Raw genomic sequence first — 14,976 nt, forward strand, 5'->3', positions numbered from 1 at the left:
CACATCCCAATCATTTACAAACTGGTTACAAAAAACTTATTAAATCAATACTAATTCTTTTATTTCGACCCCGGCATCCGGTATAGATAGGTTGATTAGCAGAGTTTCCAATTCTTGAAAGGTACTCTGCTTTGCCTTTTGTCAATATTAACCAGACTCTGCTATTATATTGATTATTCAATTGCAAAAATGCTTGAAAAATTTATGTATATTAAAAGGGAGAGGGGAGACCCTCAAAGGAATCTCCCCACCCCGGATACAATTCTTATAAGGTAGATTCCCTTTCCAAATAAGAAGACTTTATTTTTGTTTTAGATATCTTCAGATTTCCCGCTATAATTCCGCCTAATATTAATACAACACCGAGCCATTGGGACATACTTACATGTTCTGCTAAGACTACCGATGATAAGATAACAGCAATAGGAAGTTCAGCGGATGTTAAAATAGTCCCAAGACCTGGTCCGATATGTGGCATGCCGATTGTAAATAAGAGCGGCGGTAAGACTACTCCTAATAAACCAAGATAAAAACCGTACGGTGCAATTTCCATTAATACTGGTAAATGCAGTAACTCCGTTGGCGGACTGAGGATGAAAACGGTAATCATGCCCCCAGTGGTAAATAGAGCACTTTTTTGCACAACAGGTGTATCTTTTTCCACACTACCACTAAGAAAGATGAAGGTGGTATAGGTAATTGCAGAAAGCATTCCCCAAAGTGTTCCTTGCCATGTCATTTCCATGATGCCTCCAGCAATAATTCCTGAAGCAAATATTGAACCAATCACCAGAATAGCTATGGAAACAACCTTCCCCATGGTTGGTTTCTTTTTATAAAAAACCCATTCAAATAAGCTGCCAATCCAAACAAATTGAAATAAAAAGATGATTGCAAGCGAAGCATTAAGAGTTTGCAGTGATTGGTAATAAAATAGACTCGTTAATCCAAGTGGAATTCCCGATAAAAGTAATTTGCCTATTTTCGGCAGTGTAAGTTTTTTCTTTTTCGAAAAGAGAGCTAAGATCCAGATTAAGAGAGTCCCCATTAATAATTGACTTCCTGTCACCGCTGAGCTGGTAAAACCAGCAGCATAAGCTAACTTTACAAAAGTGGATAATGCGCCGTAGCAGCATCCCCCTAATAATACAAGTAGTGCGTAATGCCAAGTTTTCATTTTATATACCCCTTTCATTCTATAAAACATAAAAAGCCACACAGCTATAGTAGCTGTGTGGCGAAAATAGAGATGTCTCTAGAAAAGTCCACAAACAAATTTTTTTGGGTTCAATATTACTTTGTTTATTCTAAAACGATTCATCATGAATGTCAATCAACAACTTTTCAAGGCAGTATTTCTTCAGAGAAATAATCTAGTACCATACATCCAGCTCCCTGGGCTACGATGTTGTAGGCTGCAGTTGATTTTATTATCTGAACATGACTGTTAGGATAGGGCATGAGTCGATTCTGTGCTGTTTCAGAGACCACTTCGTAAAAAAGAGGTTTCGGCACCAGTGTTCCTCCGCAGACAACGATCTCCGGTCGCAAAAGGAAAATTAGATTACTAAGACCGATGCCAAAATAATAAGCTGCATCCTTCACGACATCAAGACAAAGAGGGTCTTCTTGCTCTAGAGCCTTTAAAATATGATGAAAATCGATATCTTCTACATCATTAAACCTATCTTGAAGGATAGAAACTTGACCACGCTTCAGCCGACGGACCACTTCGTTACGAATGGCTGGCAAGCTGCTATAAGCTTGTAGACAACCATACGATCCGCATGAGCAAAGCCGTCCGTGTATATCCACTACCATATGTCCTAGGGCATCATCCATCTCCATTTTATTACCAACCAAACTACCTTGTAAGATGGTACCGCAACGAATTCCCATATCACTTGAGACAAAAACTAAATTATCAGTTTCTTTCCAATAGTTTTTACGGTATTCAGCTAATGCAGCAAGGTTTGTTCCGTTATCTATGAATACATAAGTATTAATATTTTGTTGTAGATAGTCGACGATGTTAAGGTTATCCCAGCCCCCTGCAGGAAACAGATGTGGGTTTATGATAACCCCCGTTTCTTTATCAATGGGATCAAGAACTCCAATTCCAATTCCCAGCAATTTCTCTTTTTGAATTTTGTGTTTAGTCAGTAGTTCATCGACACATCGGGTTACAAAATTTAATGTGTACTCTCCCGTGCATTGTGAATCCATCTTTAATTTTTCAACGTCTACGATATCTAATGTTAGATCAAGGAGCAGGACAGTGGTGTATAAGTTGGTGATTTCTACGCCAATTACATAATAAGCGTCAGGCTTGATGACATACATCAATGGTTTACGTCCACCACTAGACTCCCCAATTCCACTATCGTAAATAAGTCCTTCCTGAACGAGCTCGTCCAGTAAACGTGTACATGTCACATGTTTGTATCCAGTTATTTCAGTAAGTGTATTAATCCTGACCGGTCCTAACTTACGAATAAGGCTATATAAAAGTTTTAGGCTCTTTGTTTTAGGTGATGTTAAGCCTGCAAATTGCTTTAACATATGCTTCCTCCAAAATGAATAAGGGTTACTTTATATTTTATCTGATTTAGTAATAGAGGAGAAGATAATACAACGAACTTTTTTCTTTTTTGAAAAAAAGAAACCTGATAAATAATTATTAACAGTATATTTTAAGATAATTTTTATAAACTTTTTTTCAAATTGGTTTTTAGTCATTTACAATAGCTTCAAAATCTATTACACTTTTTTTATAAATTGTTTTGAAAAAAGGAGATGTTTTTTATGCATAAAATGCAAGATATTTTAGAAGCTAGAGATTTCATCATGAGTAAGACTGGCTATCGTCCAACGATTGGGATGATTTTAGGATCTGGATTGGGAACTCTTGCAGATGAAATTGCAAATCCTGTCACAATTCCTTATAGCGAGATTCCTCACTTTGCAAAATCTGAAGCAATCGGCCATGCAAACGAATTAGTAATTGGGGAATTAATGGGAAAATCAGTAGTGGCGATGAAGGGACGTTTTCATTATTATGAAGGCTTTACTTTAGATGAAGTCACTTTTCCAGTACGTGTAATGAAGGCGCTGGGTGTAGAGAATCTACTCATCACGAATGCATGTGGTGCGATCAATACAACCTTCAACCCAGGAGATTTAATGTTAATTACGGATCATATCAATTTAGTGGGTACAAATCCATTGATTGGGCCAAACAATAATGAATTAGGAACCCGTTTCCCTGATTTTTCTCAAGTATATAATCGTGAATTACGAAATATTGCAGTTAATGTAGCAAAAGAACAAAACATCACCCTACAACAGGGCGTTTATGCTTGGTGGAGTGGACCGGCTTATGAAACTCCTGCTGAGATTCGCATGATTCGTACATTAGGAGCGGATGCTGTTGGTATGTCAACTGTCCCAGAAGCGATTGTAGCTATTCACGGAGGTATGAAGGTACTTGGTATTTCCTGTTTAACCAATATGGCATGTGGGATTCTCGATCAACCATTAAGTCATGATGAAGTCATTGAAGTGGCTGCTATGGTAAGAGAGAAATTTATCAAACTAGTTAAGGAAACCATTACAAGAATGTAATACATTTATATTCATGCTGACTTTTTATCATCATGATAAAAAGTCAGCTATCTTTTCTACTTTTAGGAAACAAGTTTCAATCCAATGGTTGCGCTTAGTATTAATGCAATACATGCAATTCTTCTCCAATCTTTTGATTCACCGTAAATAATGATTCCCAATAGTGCTCCACCACATGAACCAATTCCCGTCCATATGGCATAAGCAGTCCCCATAGGTAGAGTTTTCATTGCGTAGGCAAGAAAAAGGAAACTTGCTCCAAATCCGAAAATTAATAGTAATAGCGATTGCCAATTCCGACTGTTATTCAATTAATTGATGGTAACCACACCAAATGCTTCACAAATTCCGGCTAAAATTAATGAAATCCACGCCATTAGGACTCAACTCCTTAATGAGAATTGTCTTTTGTTAGTAACTTCAATCCAAGAACACCGGCCAGTAAAAGTAAAATCAACATTATTTTTTCTACCTTGATGGGTTCTCCAAAGAATATGATTTCAGATATGACCGTTCCTGCTGTCCCCAAACCAACAAATACGGCATATACAGTACCGACCGGCAGTTTCCGACCCGCCATGATGATTAAATAGAAACTCACAATAATCGAGATCACGGTTCCTGTCCAAGTCCAAAAGCCATTTGCATGTTTTAGACCTATCAACCACAACACCTCAAAAAAAGCCCCAATAAACACTTTCAACCAGTTCGCATTCATTATCGATTACCTCCATTATTCATTTTTTTAAATAAAAAAAGCCCGAGAGATAACTGTTAAACAGTATCTCCCAGGCTTTTATCCTTCCGTGACTCAGCTAGGCTGTGAGTTTTCTCTCGGACCAGACCAACACAATTGCGGAACCCTAGAAAACATTTACGTATACAATTAACATTGATTAAATACACTTTTTAAAATTATTCAATAGTAAAATATAGAAGAACGAGACCTGAGTCGAGCTTCATTTTTTACTCTTTGGATTCTATAATGATATTTGAATAGTAAAATGTAGATGAAGCGGTAAATGTGCTTCTCCACATAAAAGAGATGGATAAGGGCTGAAATACTTTTCAGTCGGAGATTGGCCAAAAGTACTGAGGGAAAGTAGTTGAAGAGAAAAGTAAAACGCCATAAACAAAACAAATACTTCGAGGAAGATTCAGACGAAAACTTTTATTTTATTGCAGCATACACGGATGGTGGAGCACCCTATGGAAGTACTTGGGAGCATATCATTGCCCAAGAATTGGGGTTTAGGGGTGCAGTAAAAAAGGATGCCAAGAAAGCTGCAGAACTCATTCATATCGCAATTGATGATATTGCCGAGAAGTTGACTGGGCAAACGAAGAAAGAAAACATCCGGGAAATGCTGGCGAATTTCTTTCGTGAAGAGAATAATCGTTTAAGCTACCAAAATACAATTATTGCGAATCTTCACGAATCCCGGACGATTATCGTGTTTTAAATAAAGTTTCTAGAGGAAAGTATTGTCTTATAAATTACGAAAGTATGAAAGAAGACTTGCAAAGAGTTAAAAACAACAGGCAGGAATTTTTCGCAGATATCCTAAAAGAAGATAAAAAAGATAATCAATCACATTATTTTATCAACACCCCAAACGATAATAGCATCGAAGTCTATAGCTCACAAAGACTTCCATATGAGCCGAAAGGATGGCTTTTGGAAATGCGAAATGCCATTCGGCATCATCTAAAACGGTTGAAAGGGGATGGCGTATGTTTACAGGCTCTATATAAATCAATGGATCAACGCTTCTTTGATGTAGAAAACGTCTTATTCTACAAAGTTGGGCCATCATCCTTTAATCACTTAAACATAAAATCCCTTCAATTTGAAAGAGCATACGAATATCCTCTTATCGTGAATGGACATCATTTTGAACACTACCAATCATATAAAATTGTTGACCAAGATGAAACAAATTCACAATATTGGATAAAGAAAAGGACATTGGCAACATGGAAAAGCATCCCTATCCCTAAATTAGCAAGTGAGACAAAACCTCATACGATCTGGCATGCAATGAAAGCCGGACTGGTAAATATTCTGGATAGAACAAAAAGCGATTTTTACGGACTGGAAGTAACGATTAAAGCCCCAATACATATTCAGGTTCATTTAGTTACGATAATGAAACCACTTTTAGATGGAATGATTAGTGCCTTTCATCAACATGACTCTTCTGATATAGACGAAGTGGTATTTTGGTTGAAAAAGTATATCAATCTACCAACACAGCAAATCAAAAACCTCTTACTGGATAGTGACAACGCCATATTAGGACTAAGAAACCTTATTCAACCATATAGAAATGGAGTGAAATGAAACCCAGAAGATGATGCCTTTCAATTTATAAAAATTCATATAAAGCCGTAAAACTATAATGATAATTGGATCATTGATGTGGAGATTTTTACGATAATTTACATTTGAAAAGGTGGATTTTTGGTGAATTATAACGACATTTCAAGGTTTTAATATATTGGAAAATAATAAAAGAGGAAGACCCGAGAAATGTAGAAAAAAGTCTTATTATTAGTTTTTGAATATATATTATATGAGGCCTTTTGCGAATCTAAGAGACTGACTTCCTTTAGAAAATTGAGTGACCTTGTAAATGGGGAGGAACTTTATGAACGTTGATTGCCATTTTCATGTGGATGAGACAATGTTGACCCTCGAAAAAATGATAGAGGGTATGGATAAACATGATATATCTAAAACAGCCTTGATTGCTCCCATGAATGAAACAATGTTTGAAGTAGATAGTACTTTTCAACATAATTTACAAAGCTTTTTCCGTTTTCTAATACTGAATGCACCACAAATTGGACTCAAAATTTATGATGGGCTAGTGAAGGATGGCTATTTCAAACTTTATGGAAAATCATACAAAATTTTTACCAAGCCGAACAATGACATTGTTGCTGCTGCAATTGATCGGTTTCCAGACCGATTTCTAGGCTGGGTTACAGTGAACCCATTGATTCCTGAATCAGTGGAAGTTTTAGAGGTTTATCTTAATAAACACGGTTTTATCGGAGTGAAGGCTCATCCGTTCATGCATGAATATAGTATTAAGGAACTTGATTCAGTTGCAGCTATTTGTGAACCAAAAGGGATACCTATGATTATTCATTTATCTTCAGAACCAGACTCATACAAATATTTGCCTGAAAATTATCCGGAACTTAAAGTAATTTATGCTCACGCCGGACTTCCTTTTTGGAAACAACTGTGGAAATTCGTTAAGGATCAACCAAATGTATATGTTGATACATCAAGTGATTATCTTAATCTTTCTATTGTAAAGAATGCAGTGGAATCTCTAGGGTATCGTAAAGTGCTTTATGGTTGTGACGGACCATATGGAATGAAAAAGTTTAATGAATATGACTTTTCAGAAAAGAAAAGTTGGATTGAGTCACTTCAAATTCCTGATTACCAAAAGGAATATATTCTTGGGAAAAACTTTTTAGGATTGATTAATTGATAACTAAGATGTTATTCCAAAAATGACCCTTTAATGGATTAAGTGTATTCATGGTAAAAGCTCAAGGCTAAGTTTTTATAATAGTCATTTTCAAGCAAATGTAATTGCTCCTTAAATCAAGATATAGGAGATGTCAAAGGGGGGATACTTGTTGAAAAAAGAATATATTAGACTCATCCAAAAGTTATCCAATCCGAGCCTAAATGGGCGAGTACCAGGAACAAAAGGGCATGAAATTGCAAGAAGACTTATCTTGGAACAGTTTGAGAAGTTGTCGTTAACTCCATTATTAGAGAAAAGATGGGAACAAACCTATACCGCATTTGATGGTAAGATTGGACGAAATCTCCTTGCCAGAAGAAAGGGACACAATGATAAATGGCTGCTTTTAGGAGCCCACTATGATCATATAAATGGCTGTCCAGGGGCAAATGATAATGCTGCTGCCATTGGAATACTACTGTCTGTGCTGGATTCATTAAAGTCATCAAACTTAAATATAAATATTGTTCTAGCAATCTTTGATATGGAGGAGCACCGATACTTTTTAACCAAAAGCATGGGTAGTATATATTTTTATCGCGAAAGTCAAAAACGATTAAATTACGATCATTTTCTTGGGGCATTTATCTTAGATTTGTGTGGTCATTCTGTAGGTGTAAAAGACCGTGAAAACTCTTTGTTCGTGATTGGAGCAAATACATCCCTAATCTTATCGAAATCTATTGAAATCACACAAAATCATATGGAAAATCTTCAAATATACAGGTTAAGAAGCAGAAGATTATTTTATTTATCCGATAATTATATCTTTGATCGTAACAGGAAGCCAAACCTATTTTTCACATGTGGTCATGATCCTTACTATCATACTCCGAAAGATACATTTGAAAAATTAAATTTAGAGAAGATCTCAAATATCTCTACTTATATTTCACACTGCATTTTAACGATAAACAGGAAATTTGGTGATAGTACTGCTGAATTATTACTTTCCTCCGGTGACAATCCTCCATTCGATCATGAATCAGAAACTGTTGAGCTAAGTCGTTTTTTAAAAGCTGAAATAGGACCTCATCATAATCTTGACCGCATATGCGATTTCTTGATAAGAGAATTATCAAAAACTCCGAATAATGATTTAGAAAGTATCAAATCAACTTTGAAAACGTTGAGGATACTTTAATCCGGCCGAACGATCTCTCCGTCTGATTCAATATTACAAGAAATAAAAGGCGGGAATTCTATAAATGAAAAGTCTTCGTTTAAAATGAAAGCGAATTAAAGAAGCTCGGTTCTTTTTGGCCTTTTCTAAATATTACATTTTAGACTCCATTTTTAAAGAAGTTCATTCCTAATCTTGTTTATTTGACTACATAACGAGATGATTTCTAACGTTTCTTCTGCGGGGACGGGGCTGTTTCTTGTTTTGAAGAAGCAGACGATTTCCTCAAGAAGACTAGCATAAAAAGGTTTAACATCTTTTTCAATATCCGCATTATAAAAGCATTGGTCAGTATGTAGGGTCACTCCAAAGCGAGGGTGCCATTCATATTCACCGTGTATGACGGCATGTCTACCATCGTTCCATTCAAAAACAATCGTCTCATATTGACTATTCTTAAAGACGTTTATATTTTTTACTTTTGTCCCCATGGCGGCGATGACCATTTCTACCACATGAATGCCATACCAAAAATAACCGGGAATGTTTTCTTGCATGGGAAGGGGGCCGTGAACATAGAGACTCTTCACCTCTTCCTGAAGTTGTACTAGATGCTTGTAAAAGGATTCGGCAAAACGGAGGGAAGAGCAACTCATGACGGGGATTTGGTATTTCTGTGAAAGAGAAAATATTTCCTCGGCTTCCTCTAGTGATAGGGTCAATGGTTTATCAATAAATACTGGAATTTTATAAGGAAGAAGTTCCTTGAATAAAGCGAGATGCTTATCCCCGTCAACAGCTGTTATCAGAATGGCATCACATGACTGTGCTAGTTCTTGAATGGAATGTGCCATATGTAAATCAAAATTAAGTTCCAGCGTTTCCTTAAATTGCTGAACACGGTTTTTGCTGATGGGTAGGTTTTCCGAAAAAAAGGGATAAACAGCATGAATGACTCCACCATTCACATGAAAAGGGTGATGAGTATCATTTAATAGCTTGGTAAACTCGATGCAATGTGAAGAGTCTAAACCAATCATTCCAATTTTAAGATTTTCCATCGGGCAATCCTCCATAAAAAGCTGAACACATCTAAAAGTGTTCAGCTTCTTTTCATTTCGTCATGTTAATGTTACTTACTTGAGACAAGCAAAAACTGTTTCACAAATTCGTCATCGTGTAAATGGGGATAGTCTTTATAAACGCGGTCGATTTCTTCGCTTTGGCCGGGACTCAACTTTTCCTTTTCCAACAGGCACCAGTTCCCTTTCAGCAGCCTTTGTCTGGCCAATACTTCATTGATTCCGGCAATACAGCCCTGGAAATGGTGGGCTGAATCGAAAAATGCAGCATTCGCATCGGTAACCTGCTGACCTAGTGTTAACAGGGAAGCAGGAATGTGATTTGAATCTCTGACACCCTTGATCTCTTCAAATAATTCTACCGCTTTATGGGTCCAGACAGCCCAATGTCCTAACAGGCCACCAATAATTTTCTTTTTCACCATAGTGCCATTAACGTTTACTTCGTAGGTTGTTAATAAATCATTAACGATATTATCATCATTTCCTGTATACAAAGCAATTTCATCACAACGTGTAGAACGGCAAACTGCTCTGACTTAATCCTTCAGGTATGAAATAATTATTTGCATTTATCACTATTGTACTAACGGGGGCTTAATGTAAAAAAGGTTGCAATGGCAGCCTTTTTTTCTTCTGTTGTTTAAGGCGTGGATGAAGATTTTTAATCAAACTTTTTTATAAGCGACAATTCAAGTGTTATTGTTGAAAATTATTCCAGATAATATTATTATGGAAATTAAGGTCAAATATAGTCAAATTATGGCAGTCTATCATTTTTTTAAACCGGGGGAGTAAAAATGTTTGCAGGATATAACTTAGTAGCGGATAAAGCCCTAGCACAAGATTTTATCAAAAAAGGAATGATTATTTATAATGAAAATATGAAACAAGTTCAAAAAGAATTAGATCATTTTCTTCAAGACGATAATAGTTTAAATGGTACAGCTATGCGTGATAACTGGTTTCCTCAAATTGAAGCTGATGTTTTTATATCACATTCTCATAAGGATCAAAATATTGCATTAGGATTGGCTGGTTGGCTTAAAGAACATTTTGGACTTACTGCATTTATAGATTCATCTGTTTGGGGATATGCAGGTGATTTATTGAAGGAAATTGATGATAAACATTGTTTACAGAATAATGGTAATTATAGTTACCAAAAAAGAAATCACTCGACAAGCCATGTTCATATGATGTTATCTACAGCTCTTACTATGATGATGGATAAGACAGAATGTTTAATATTTATTAATTCTCAAAATTCGATTGAAACCAAAGGTGCAATTGAACAAACAAAATCTCCATGGATTTACCTTGAAATTGCTATGTCAAAATTAATAAGAAAAATCAAACCTGAAAGAGAATCAGTAATAATACATAAAGCATTTGAAGATCTTTCAGAACAATTAACAATTAATTATAACCTGGATTTAAATCATCTTGCTGACATAAATTATAATCACTTGATTAGTTGGTACAGCACGTTTACAGAAGCAATTAATATTACTAAAGGGCAAGTACACCCATTAGATGTACTATATAAGCAGCATGGTTTCATTGAGAATTTAGATATTATAAATGAAATTATGATAGTAAGATAGGGGGATAGTATGGAAGGTAAATTGAAACATCTTGAAATGCTTCAAAATACTATAAGCAGAATGGCAAATAACTCCTTTTTACTAAAAGGGTGGACAGTTACACTAGTTGTTGGGTTATTTGCATTTGCAAATGTGGAAGAAATGGAATCCAAATTTATAATATTAGCATTACTTCCAACACTTTCTTTTTGGTTATTGGATGGCTTTTTTCTACATCAAGAATGGTTATTTCGTACACTGTATGACTATACTACAACTTTAGATCAAGATGATATTGATTTTCTGATGGACCCTATTTCTTTTAATACAGAAGAACGTAGTTGGAAAAACGCTATTTTTTCAAAAACCTTAAGACTATTCTATTTACCAATTTTATGTGTAGTGATTATCGCAATTGTTATTAGTTTTATGGATACCGATTGTAGTATCCTACTAGCAAAATTAATAAATTCATAAAATTACAGGAAAAAGCTCATAAATTGGGTTTATCTTACTACAGAAGATAAACCCAATTAATCTTTTACTGAATATTTATGAAAATGAATTGATTTTTAAAGCAATAATATTGGTATGAGTAAGGAGGTTTTTAATAGTGAAATTAAATAATAATTTAAGAGAAAGATTAATTGAGAAAGCTGCTACATACTTTAGTGATGTTTATAATAAATGTCAGGAGAATGTTGGTGCTGGAAAGGTTTCAGAAAAGGAAATAATTATAAAAATGCATGAGGAATTTGAGACTCTTAGTAATGCATGGAAGACAGAAACCAATAATAGAGTATTTATGACTTCATTTTTTACGCACTTACAACCACAAGTTGTTGAGGTCATTCAAGATTCTGCTGGACCAAAGGACGCAAAAAAAGGGTGTGAAATTGGAGATATATTAGTTATTCATGTTGAGATGGATCAAAGTGGATTTCCATCAAGTAACTCACTTTTATATCAAGTAAAAGTGACTGATACAAGTTATAAAGATTTCGAAATCCAAGAAAAACTATACACAGAATGGCCATTATTTCGTTTTAAAAATCCGTATTCAGAGGAGACTTACAATGTAGTAGATGAGCCAGGGGCTCATGAGGGTGCAAGATTTCTAGAAATACATAATGAAATAAAAGATGTCGATTATCCCTCAAAGAATAGATATAGGGTGAATTTACCCAACGGGTCAATAGAGGAATCTTCGTTTATAGAACAAATTGTTGATATTATACAATTCAAAGAGGGCAGAAAGATTATTACAGACACAACAACTCCTGCTCTACCGATTGATCAAAGTTGGACAGAAACAGTTCACAAAGTCATTGATTATGCACATGCAAAAAAATATGCAGGGCGGTTAGAACGAAGTATTGGGGCAAAAGTTAGTCCTAAAGGAACGATGTTACTTTTAGAGAAATTTAGGTGTTGTCCTAAATACTCTATATTTTCTTTAAAAAATAGTGACAACAACTACCCTATAACTTTTCATAACAACCTTAATGAAAATGGTTTTAATAATGGTATGTTAGTAATTCTAATATTTTCATCAAATAGCGAAATTGCATTTGTGGACCATTCAATGCAAAAATCATAATGTAGATCGGGTAATAAGTGGCATACTTGGTGCCCAAATGTTAAAAATTCGAAATCACAAGAGAATGCTAGAAGTCAAGAACCTTGATTTATTAATATTTGTGGGTACATATAGATACTAGAAACACAGGTGACAGCAAAATTTAAAACTGCTTGTATTATATATAAGTAAGGTGAACAAGGCTACATCATTAATAATAAAAATAAATGTCTACAATCAGCAGTCCAGACACGTAGAGGTAGTATCGCAGATGATTTTAAAAAATTTAGCAGGTTCCCGATAAGGGGAAATCCTGCTTCTATTCAAATGTTGGGGCGGCAAATCGGTAATGAATAACCGGTGTGCCGTCTTCTTTTACATCAATCCGATTTATAAGACGATGTAAGATTTCAGGTGTTAATTCATCAAAGTTAAGAAAATGAAGAAGCTCTTGTTTAAGCTTGTCGATATTATCGATCACTTGTTCACTTTCAAGCATCAATAACATTTCATTTTTCTTTCCGACTAGTTGGATCATTTCGGTGTTGTTATCCTCGACCATATCTAAATATTCATCATGTTTGATATTTTCATCAGCTAGCATTTTGATGAAATTCTTCTTACGATTCTTCAACACAGCGATTTGCTTAATGAGTTTATCAAGCTTCTGCTGCAAATCCTCCTTTGATTTCTTCGACTTTGCTTCAAGCTCTTTCAAGTATTGCTCTTTATCGATTTCTTGGACTAGTGTTCTAATATCATACAAAATCGTTTCTTTGAGAAAATTCTCTTTGATAGTATGGGCGCTACAAGCCTTTTTACCATGACGAGCATAATTGCCACATACATAACCATTTTGGAGGTTGCTTCGAAACCACATTCCCTTACTACAGTCAGCACAGAAAAGGATGTTCGTAAATAAGTGAAGCTTCGGGGCTGTAATAAATTTCTTCCGTTGCTTCATCAGATTTTGTTGTACCGCTTCAAATATATCCCGTACCTGAATAGAAAATAATAATTTCAAAACGACTTGTCTACTTATAAAGATGCTCTCAATCATTCAGTATATTTAAGTAAGAATATGGTATTATTTAGAGTAGATTAAATAATAAGAGAAAAATAAATAATCTGATTAGTAAAGGTCTAATGTTAAACAATTATTTATCTGAAATGGTTAGTATGTGAGGTATGTAAAATGAATCATTTAACACCGCAAGCGGAGGGTAACTTAGTAGAAAGACTAATACAATTGAAACTTAGTGAAAAACAATTTAATGAACTTGCTAGATGTATTGGTGAGTATCCACAGAATATATTCTCTAACCAATATACTAATGAACAAAAAGCGGAGGCAATTGTGAGCCGAGCGAATCAGAAAGGAAATTATCATTTAATTGATGAAGAATTAAAGAAAATGTTTATTCCCCCTACGGCTTCAATTAATACAACTGGTATTAATACTTATTTAGCTATTGGCTTTGGTAAACTCTACCAAGATTTATTAAGTTCATTAGAAAAAGTTGAGGTAACTGATAATGGACAAAGTGAAGGGTTTCCTAATGGTAGTTTTGTTAAACATATGGAATTTAAGGCTAAGTTAAGATTTAAGGCTAAATTTAAACCGAGTACTAGGAAGTTGGGGATTGAACAAAAAAATGATAACTCTGTATTGCAAAGAAAAGCAAAAAAATTAGGGTTTCAATCATATCGAGATATTGATATTAAAGTTAGTCAGCTTTACCAAGAGGTTCTAATTGAATATCCAGTAGAAAAGTTCTCACCTGAAATGAGGCTTAATGAATTATTGAAGAAATTATACTTATTTCTACCCGAAGAACATAGAAAAAATATTAATACAACTAACTATTTATATGGAATAGTCTTTGGAACAACAGCACAATGTTTAATATTTAATGAATAACGGAGTGAACTATGAAAAGAGATTTGGAATATGAGCATAAATTATATGAAATAGAAGAAAGTAGGGAAATAAATGGATATATACTACTACTTCTGCTTAATGAGCTAGAGGAATGTAACATCGAACAACTGGCCGTTTCTTTTTATTTATATAGATTCACCAATGTTTTAGTTGGAATATTATATAGCGCGAAATTGGAACAAGAATTTTTAAATGATTTACCTGAACGAGAAATGTTTAATTTAGATACAATATTAATGCCATTCCTAACTGAAAAATACAACGAACGCTTTAAGAAAGGTGTGACACAGTTATTATCTCGTTCGTTAATTAATGTAAGTGAAAGTAAAATAACACTTAATCGAACTAAATTAGCTTATTCTACTAATGGATTAGAAAAAGGTGATTCAATACTTCAGTTAAAAGTTAAGTTAATTTCAAAAGTAATCAGAGAGTTTGAGATTAGTAAATTAAATAAAATAATTTCAAAAATAGTTGGTGAGTGAA

The 14,976-nt window shown here is 34.6% G+C and carries 16 protein-coding genes, 1 pseudogene and 1 riboswitch; of the genes and pseudogenes, 10 read left to right on the forward strand and 7 right to left on the reverse strand.

Annotation, left to right across the window (positions count from 1 at the left end; translation table 11 throughout):
• Positions 1-265 precede the first annotated feature (265 nt).
• A complete protein-coding gene (locus TR08_RS20220) occupies positions 266-1,177 on the reverse strand; it encodes an EamA family transporter (protein WP_045521349.1) in 912 nt (303 codons plus the stop codon).
• 167 nt (positions 1,178-1,344) lie between these two features.
• Positions 1,345-2,562, reverse strand: coding sequence for an ROK family protein (locus tag TR08_RS20225; protein ID WP_045521351.1), 1,218 nt, complete (start codon positions 2,560-2,562; stop codon positions 1,345-1,347).
• 243 nt (positions 2,563-2,805) lie between these two features.
• Here TR08_RS20225 and TR08_RS20230 point away from each other — a divergent pair, with 243 nt between their 5' ends.
• On the forward strand, positions 2,806-3,624 hold the full coding sequence (locus tag TR08_RS20230) for a purine-nucleoside phosphorylase (RefSeq protein ID WP_045521353.1): 819 nt from the start codon (positions 2,806-2,808) through the stop codon (positions 3,622-3,624).
• 62 nt (positions 3,625-3,686) lie between these two features.
• Here the strand turns inward: TR08_RS20230 and TR08_RS31325 are convergent, their stop codons facing one another.
• Together TR08_RS31325 and TR08_RS20235 are read right to left on the reverse strand one after the other, a co-directional pair.
• The gene (locus TR08_RS31325; protein WP_238579203.1) at positions 3,687-3,935 is read right to left on the reverse strand and encodes a DMT family transporter; all 249 of its coding nucleotides are present in this window, start codon (positions 3,933-3,935) and stop codon (positions 3,687-3,689) included.
• 80 nt (positions 3,936-4,015) lie between these two features.
• Positions 4,016-4,342, reverse strand: coding sequence for a DMT family transporter (locus TR08_RS20235; protein ID WP_045521355.1), 327 nt, complete (start codon positions 4,340-4,342; stop codon positions 4,016-4,018).
• A 65-nt stretch (positions 4,343-4,407) separates the two neighbouring features.
• Positions 4,408-4,502, reverse strand: a riboswitch (guanidine-I (ykkC/yxkD leader).
• Positions 4,503-4,730: 228 nt separating this feature from the next.
• Here TR08_RS20235 and TR08_RS20240 point away from each other — a divergent pair.
• From TR08_RS20240 to TR08_RS20255, 4 genes are all read left to right on the forward strand, one after another.
• Entirely contained in the window at positions 4,731-5,087 is a 357-nt protein-coding gene (locus TR08_RS20240; protein ID WP_052427545.1) for a hypothetical protein, read from the forward strand.
• 44 nt (positions 5,088-5,131) lie between these two features.
• Positions 5,132-5,968, forward strand: a complete 837-nt coding sequence (locus TR08_RS20245) for a hypothetical protein (RefSeq protein ID WP_045521357.1) — start codon at positions 5,132-5,134, stop codon at positions 5,966-5,968.
• Positions 5,969-6,275: 307 nt separating this feature from the next.
• Positions 6,276-7,136 carry an amidohydrolase family protein gene (locus tag TR08_RS20250; protein WP_045521359.1) on the forward strand — a complete coding sequence of 287 codons (861 nt, stop codon included), beginning with the start codon at positions 6,276-6,278 and terminating at the stop codon, positions 7,134-7,136.
• Positions 7,137-7,287: 151 nt separating this feature from the next.
• Positions 7,288-8,322, forward strand: a complete 1,035-nt coding sequence (locus TR08_RS20255) for a M28 family metallopeptidase (RefSeq protein ID WP_045521360.1) — start codon at positions 7,288-7,290, stop codon at positions 8,320-8,322.
• 152 nt (positions 8,323-8,474) lie between these two features.
• Here TR08_RS20255 and TR08_RS20260 read toward each other — a convergent pair whose 3' ends face one another.
• Positions 8,475-9,362, reverse strand: coding sequence for a Gfo/Idh/MocA family protein (locus tag TR08_RS20260; RefSeq protein ID WP_045521362.1), 888 nt, complete (start codon positions 9,360-9,362; stop codon positions 8,475-8,477).
• A gap of 71 nt (positions 9,363-9,433) precedes the next feature.
• Positions 9,434-9,922 (reverse strand): annotated as a pseudogene (locus tag TR08_RS20265) (dihydrodipicolinate synthase family protein); the annotation flags it as partial.
• A 261-nt stretch (positions 9,923-10,183) separates the two neighbouring features.
• Here TR08_RS20265 and TR08_RS20270 point away from each other — a divergent pair.
• From TR08_RS20270 to TR08_RS20280, 3 genes are all read left to right on the forward strand, one after another.
• A complete protein-coding gene (locus tag TR08_RS20270) occupies positions 10,184-10,990 on the forward strand; it encodes a toll/interleukin-1 receptor domain-containing protein (RefSeq protein ID WP_045521364.1) in 807 nt (268 codons plus the stop codon).
• Positions 10,991-10,999: 9 nt separating this feature from the next.
• Complete coding sequence (locus TR08_RS20275; protein ID WP_045521366.1) at positions 11,000-11,446, forward strand: hypothetical protein; 447 nt, start codon at positions 11,000-11,002, stop codon at positions 11,444-11,446.
• Between the two features lie 136 nt (positions 11,447-11,582).
• Positions 11,583-12,569: a hypothetical protein gene (locus tag TR08_RS20280; RefSeq protein ID WP_045521368.1), complete on the forward strand. Its 987-nt coding sequence runs from the start codon at positions 11,583-11,585 to the stop codon at positions 12,567-12,569.
• Positions 12,570-12,867: 298 nt separating this feature from the next.
• On the opposite strand, the gene TR08_RS20285 is transcribed toward TR08_RS20280, so the two are convergent.
• The gene (locus tag TR08_RS20285) at positions 12,868-13,572 is read right to left on the reverse strand and encodes a recombinase zinc beta ribbon domain-containing protein (protein WP_238579204.1); all 705 of its coding nucleotides are present in this window, start codon (positions 13,570-13,572) and stop codon (positions 12,868-12,870) included.
• Positions 13,573-13,743: 171 nt separating this feature from the next.
• Here TR08_RS20285 and TR08_RS20290 point away from each other — a divergent pair, with 171 nt between their 5' ends.
• A complete protein-coding gene (locus tag TR08_RS20290) occupies positions 13,744-14,469 on the forward strand; it encodes a hypothetical protein (RefSeq protein ID WP_045521369.1) in 726 nt (241 codons plus the stop codon).
• A gap of 11 nt (positions 14,470-14,480) precedes the next feature.
• Positions 14,481-14,975 (forward strand): hypothetical protein, encoded by a 495-nt coding sequence (locus TR08_RS20295; RefSeq protein ID WP_045521371.1) that lies wholly within the window; start codon positions 14,481-14,483, stop codon positions 14,973-14,975.
• Position 14,976: the final 1 nt, after the last annotated feature.

The sequence above is a fragment of the Neobacillus niacini genome (assembly GCF_000759675.1).
Lineage (GTDB): Bacteria > Bacillota > Bacilli > Bacillales > Cytobacillaceae > Neobacillus > Neobacillus niacini_A.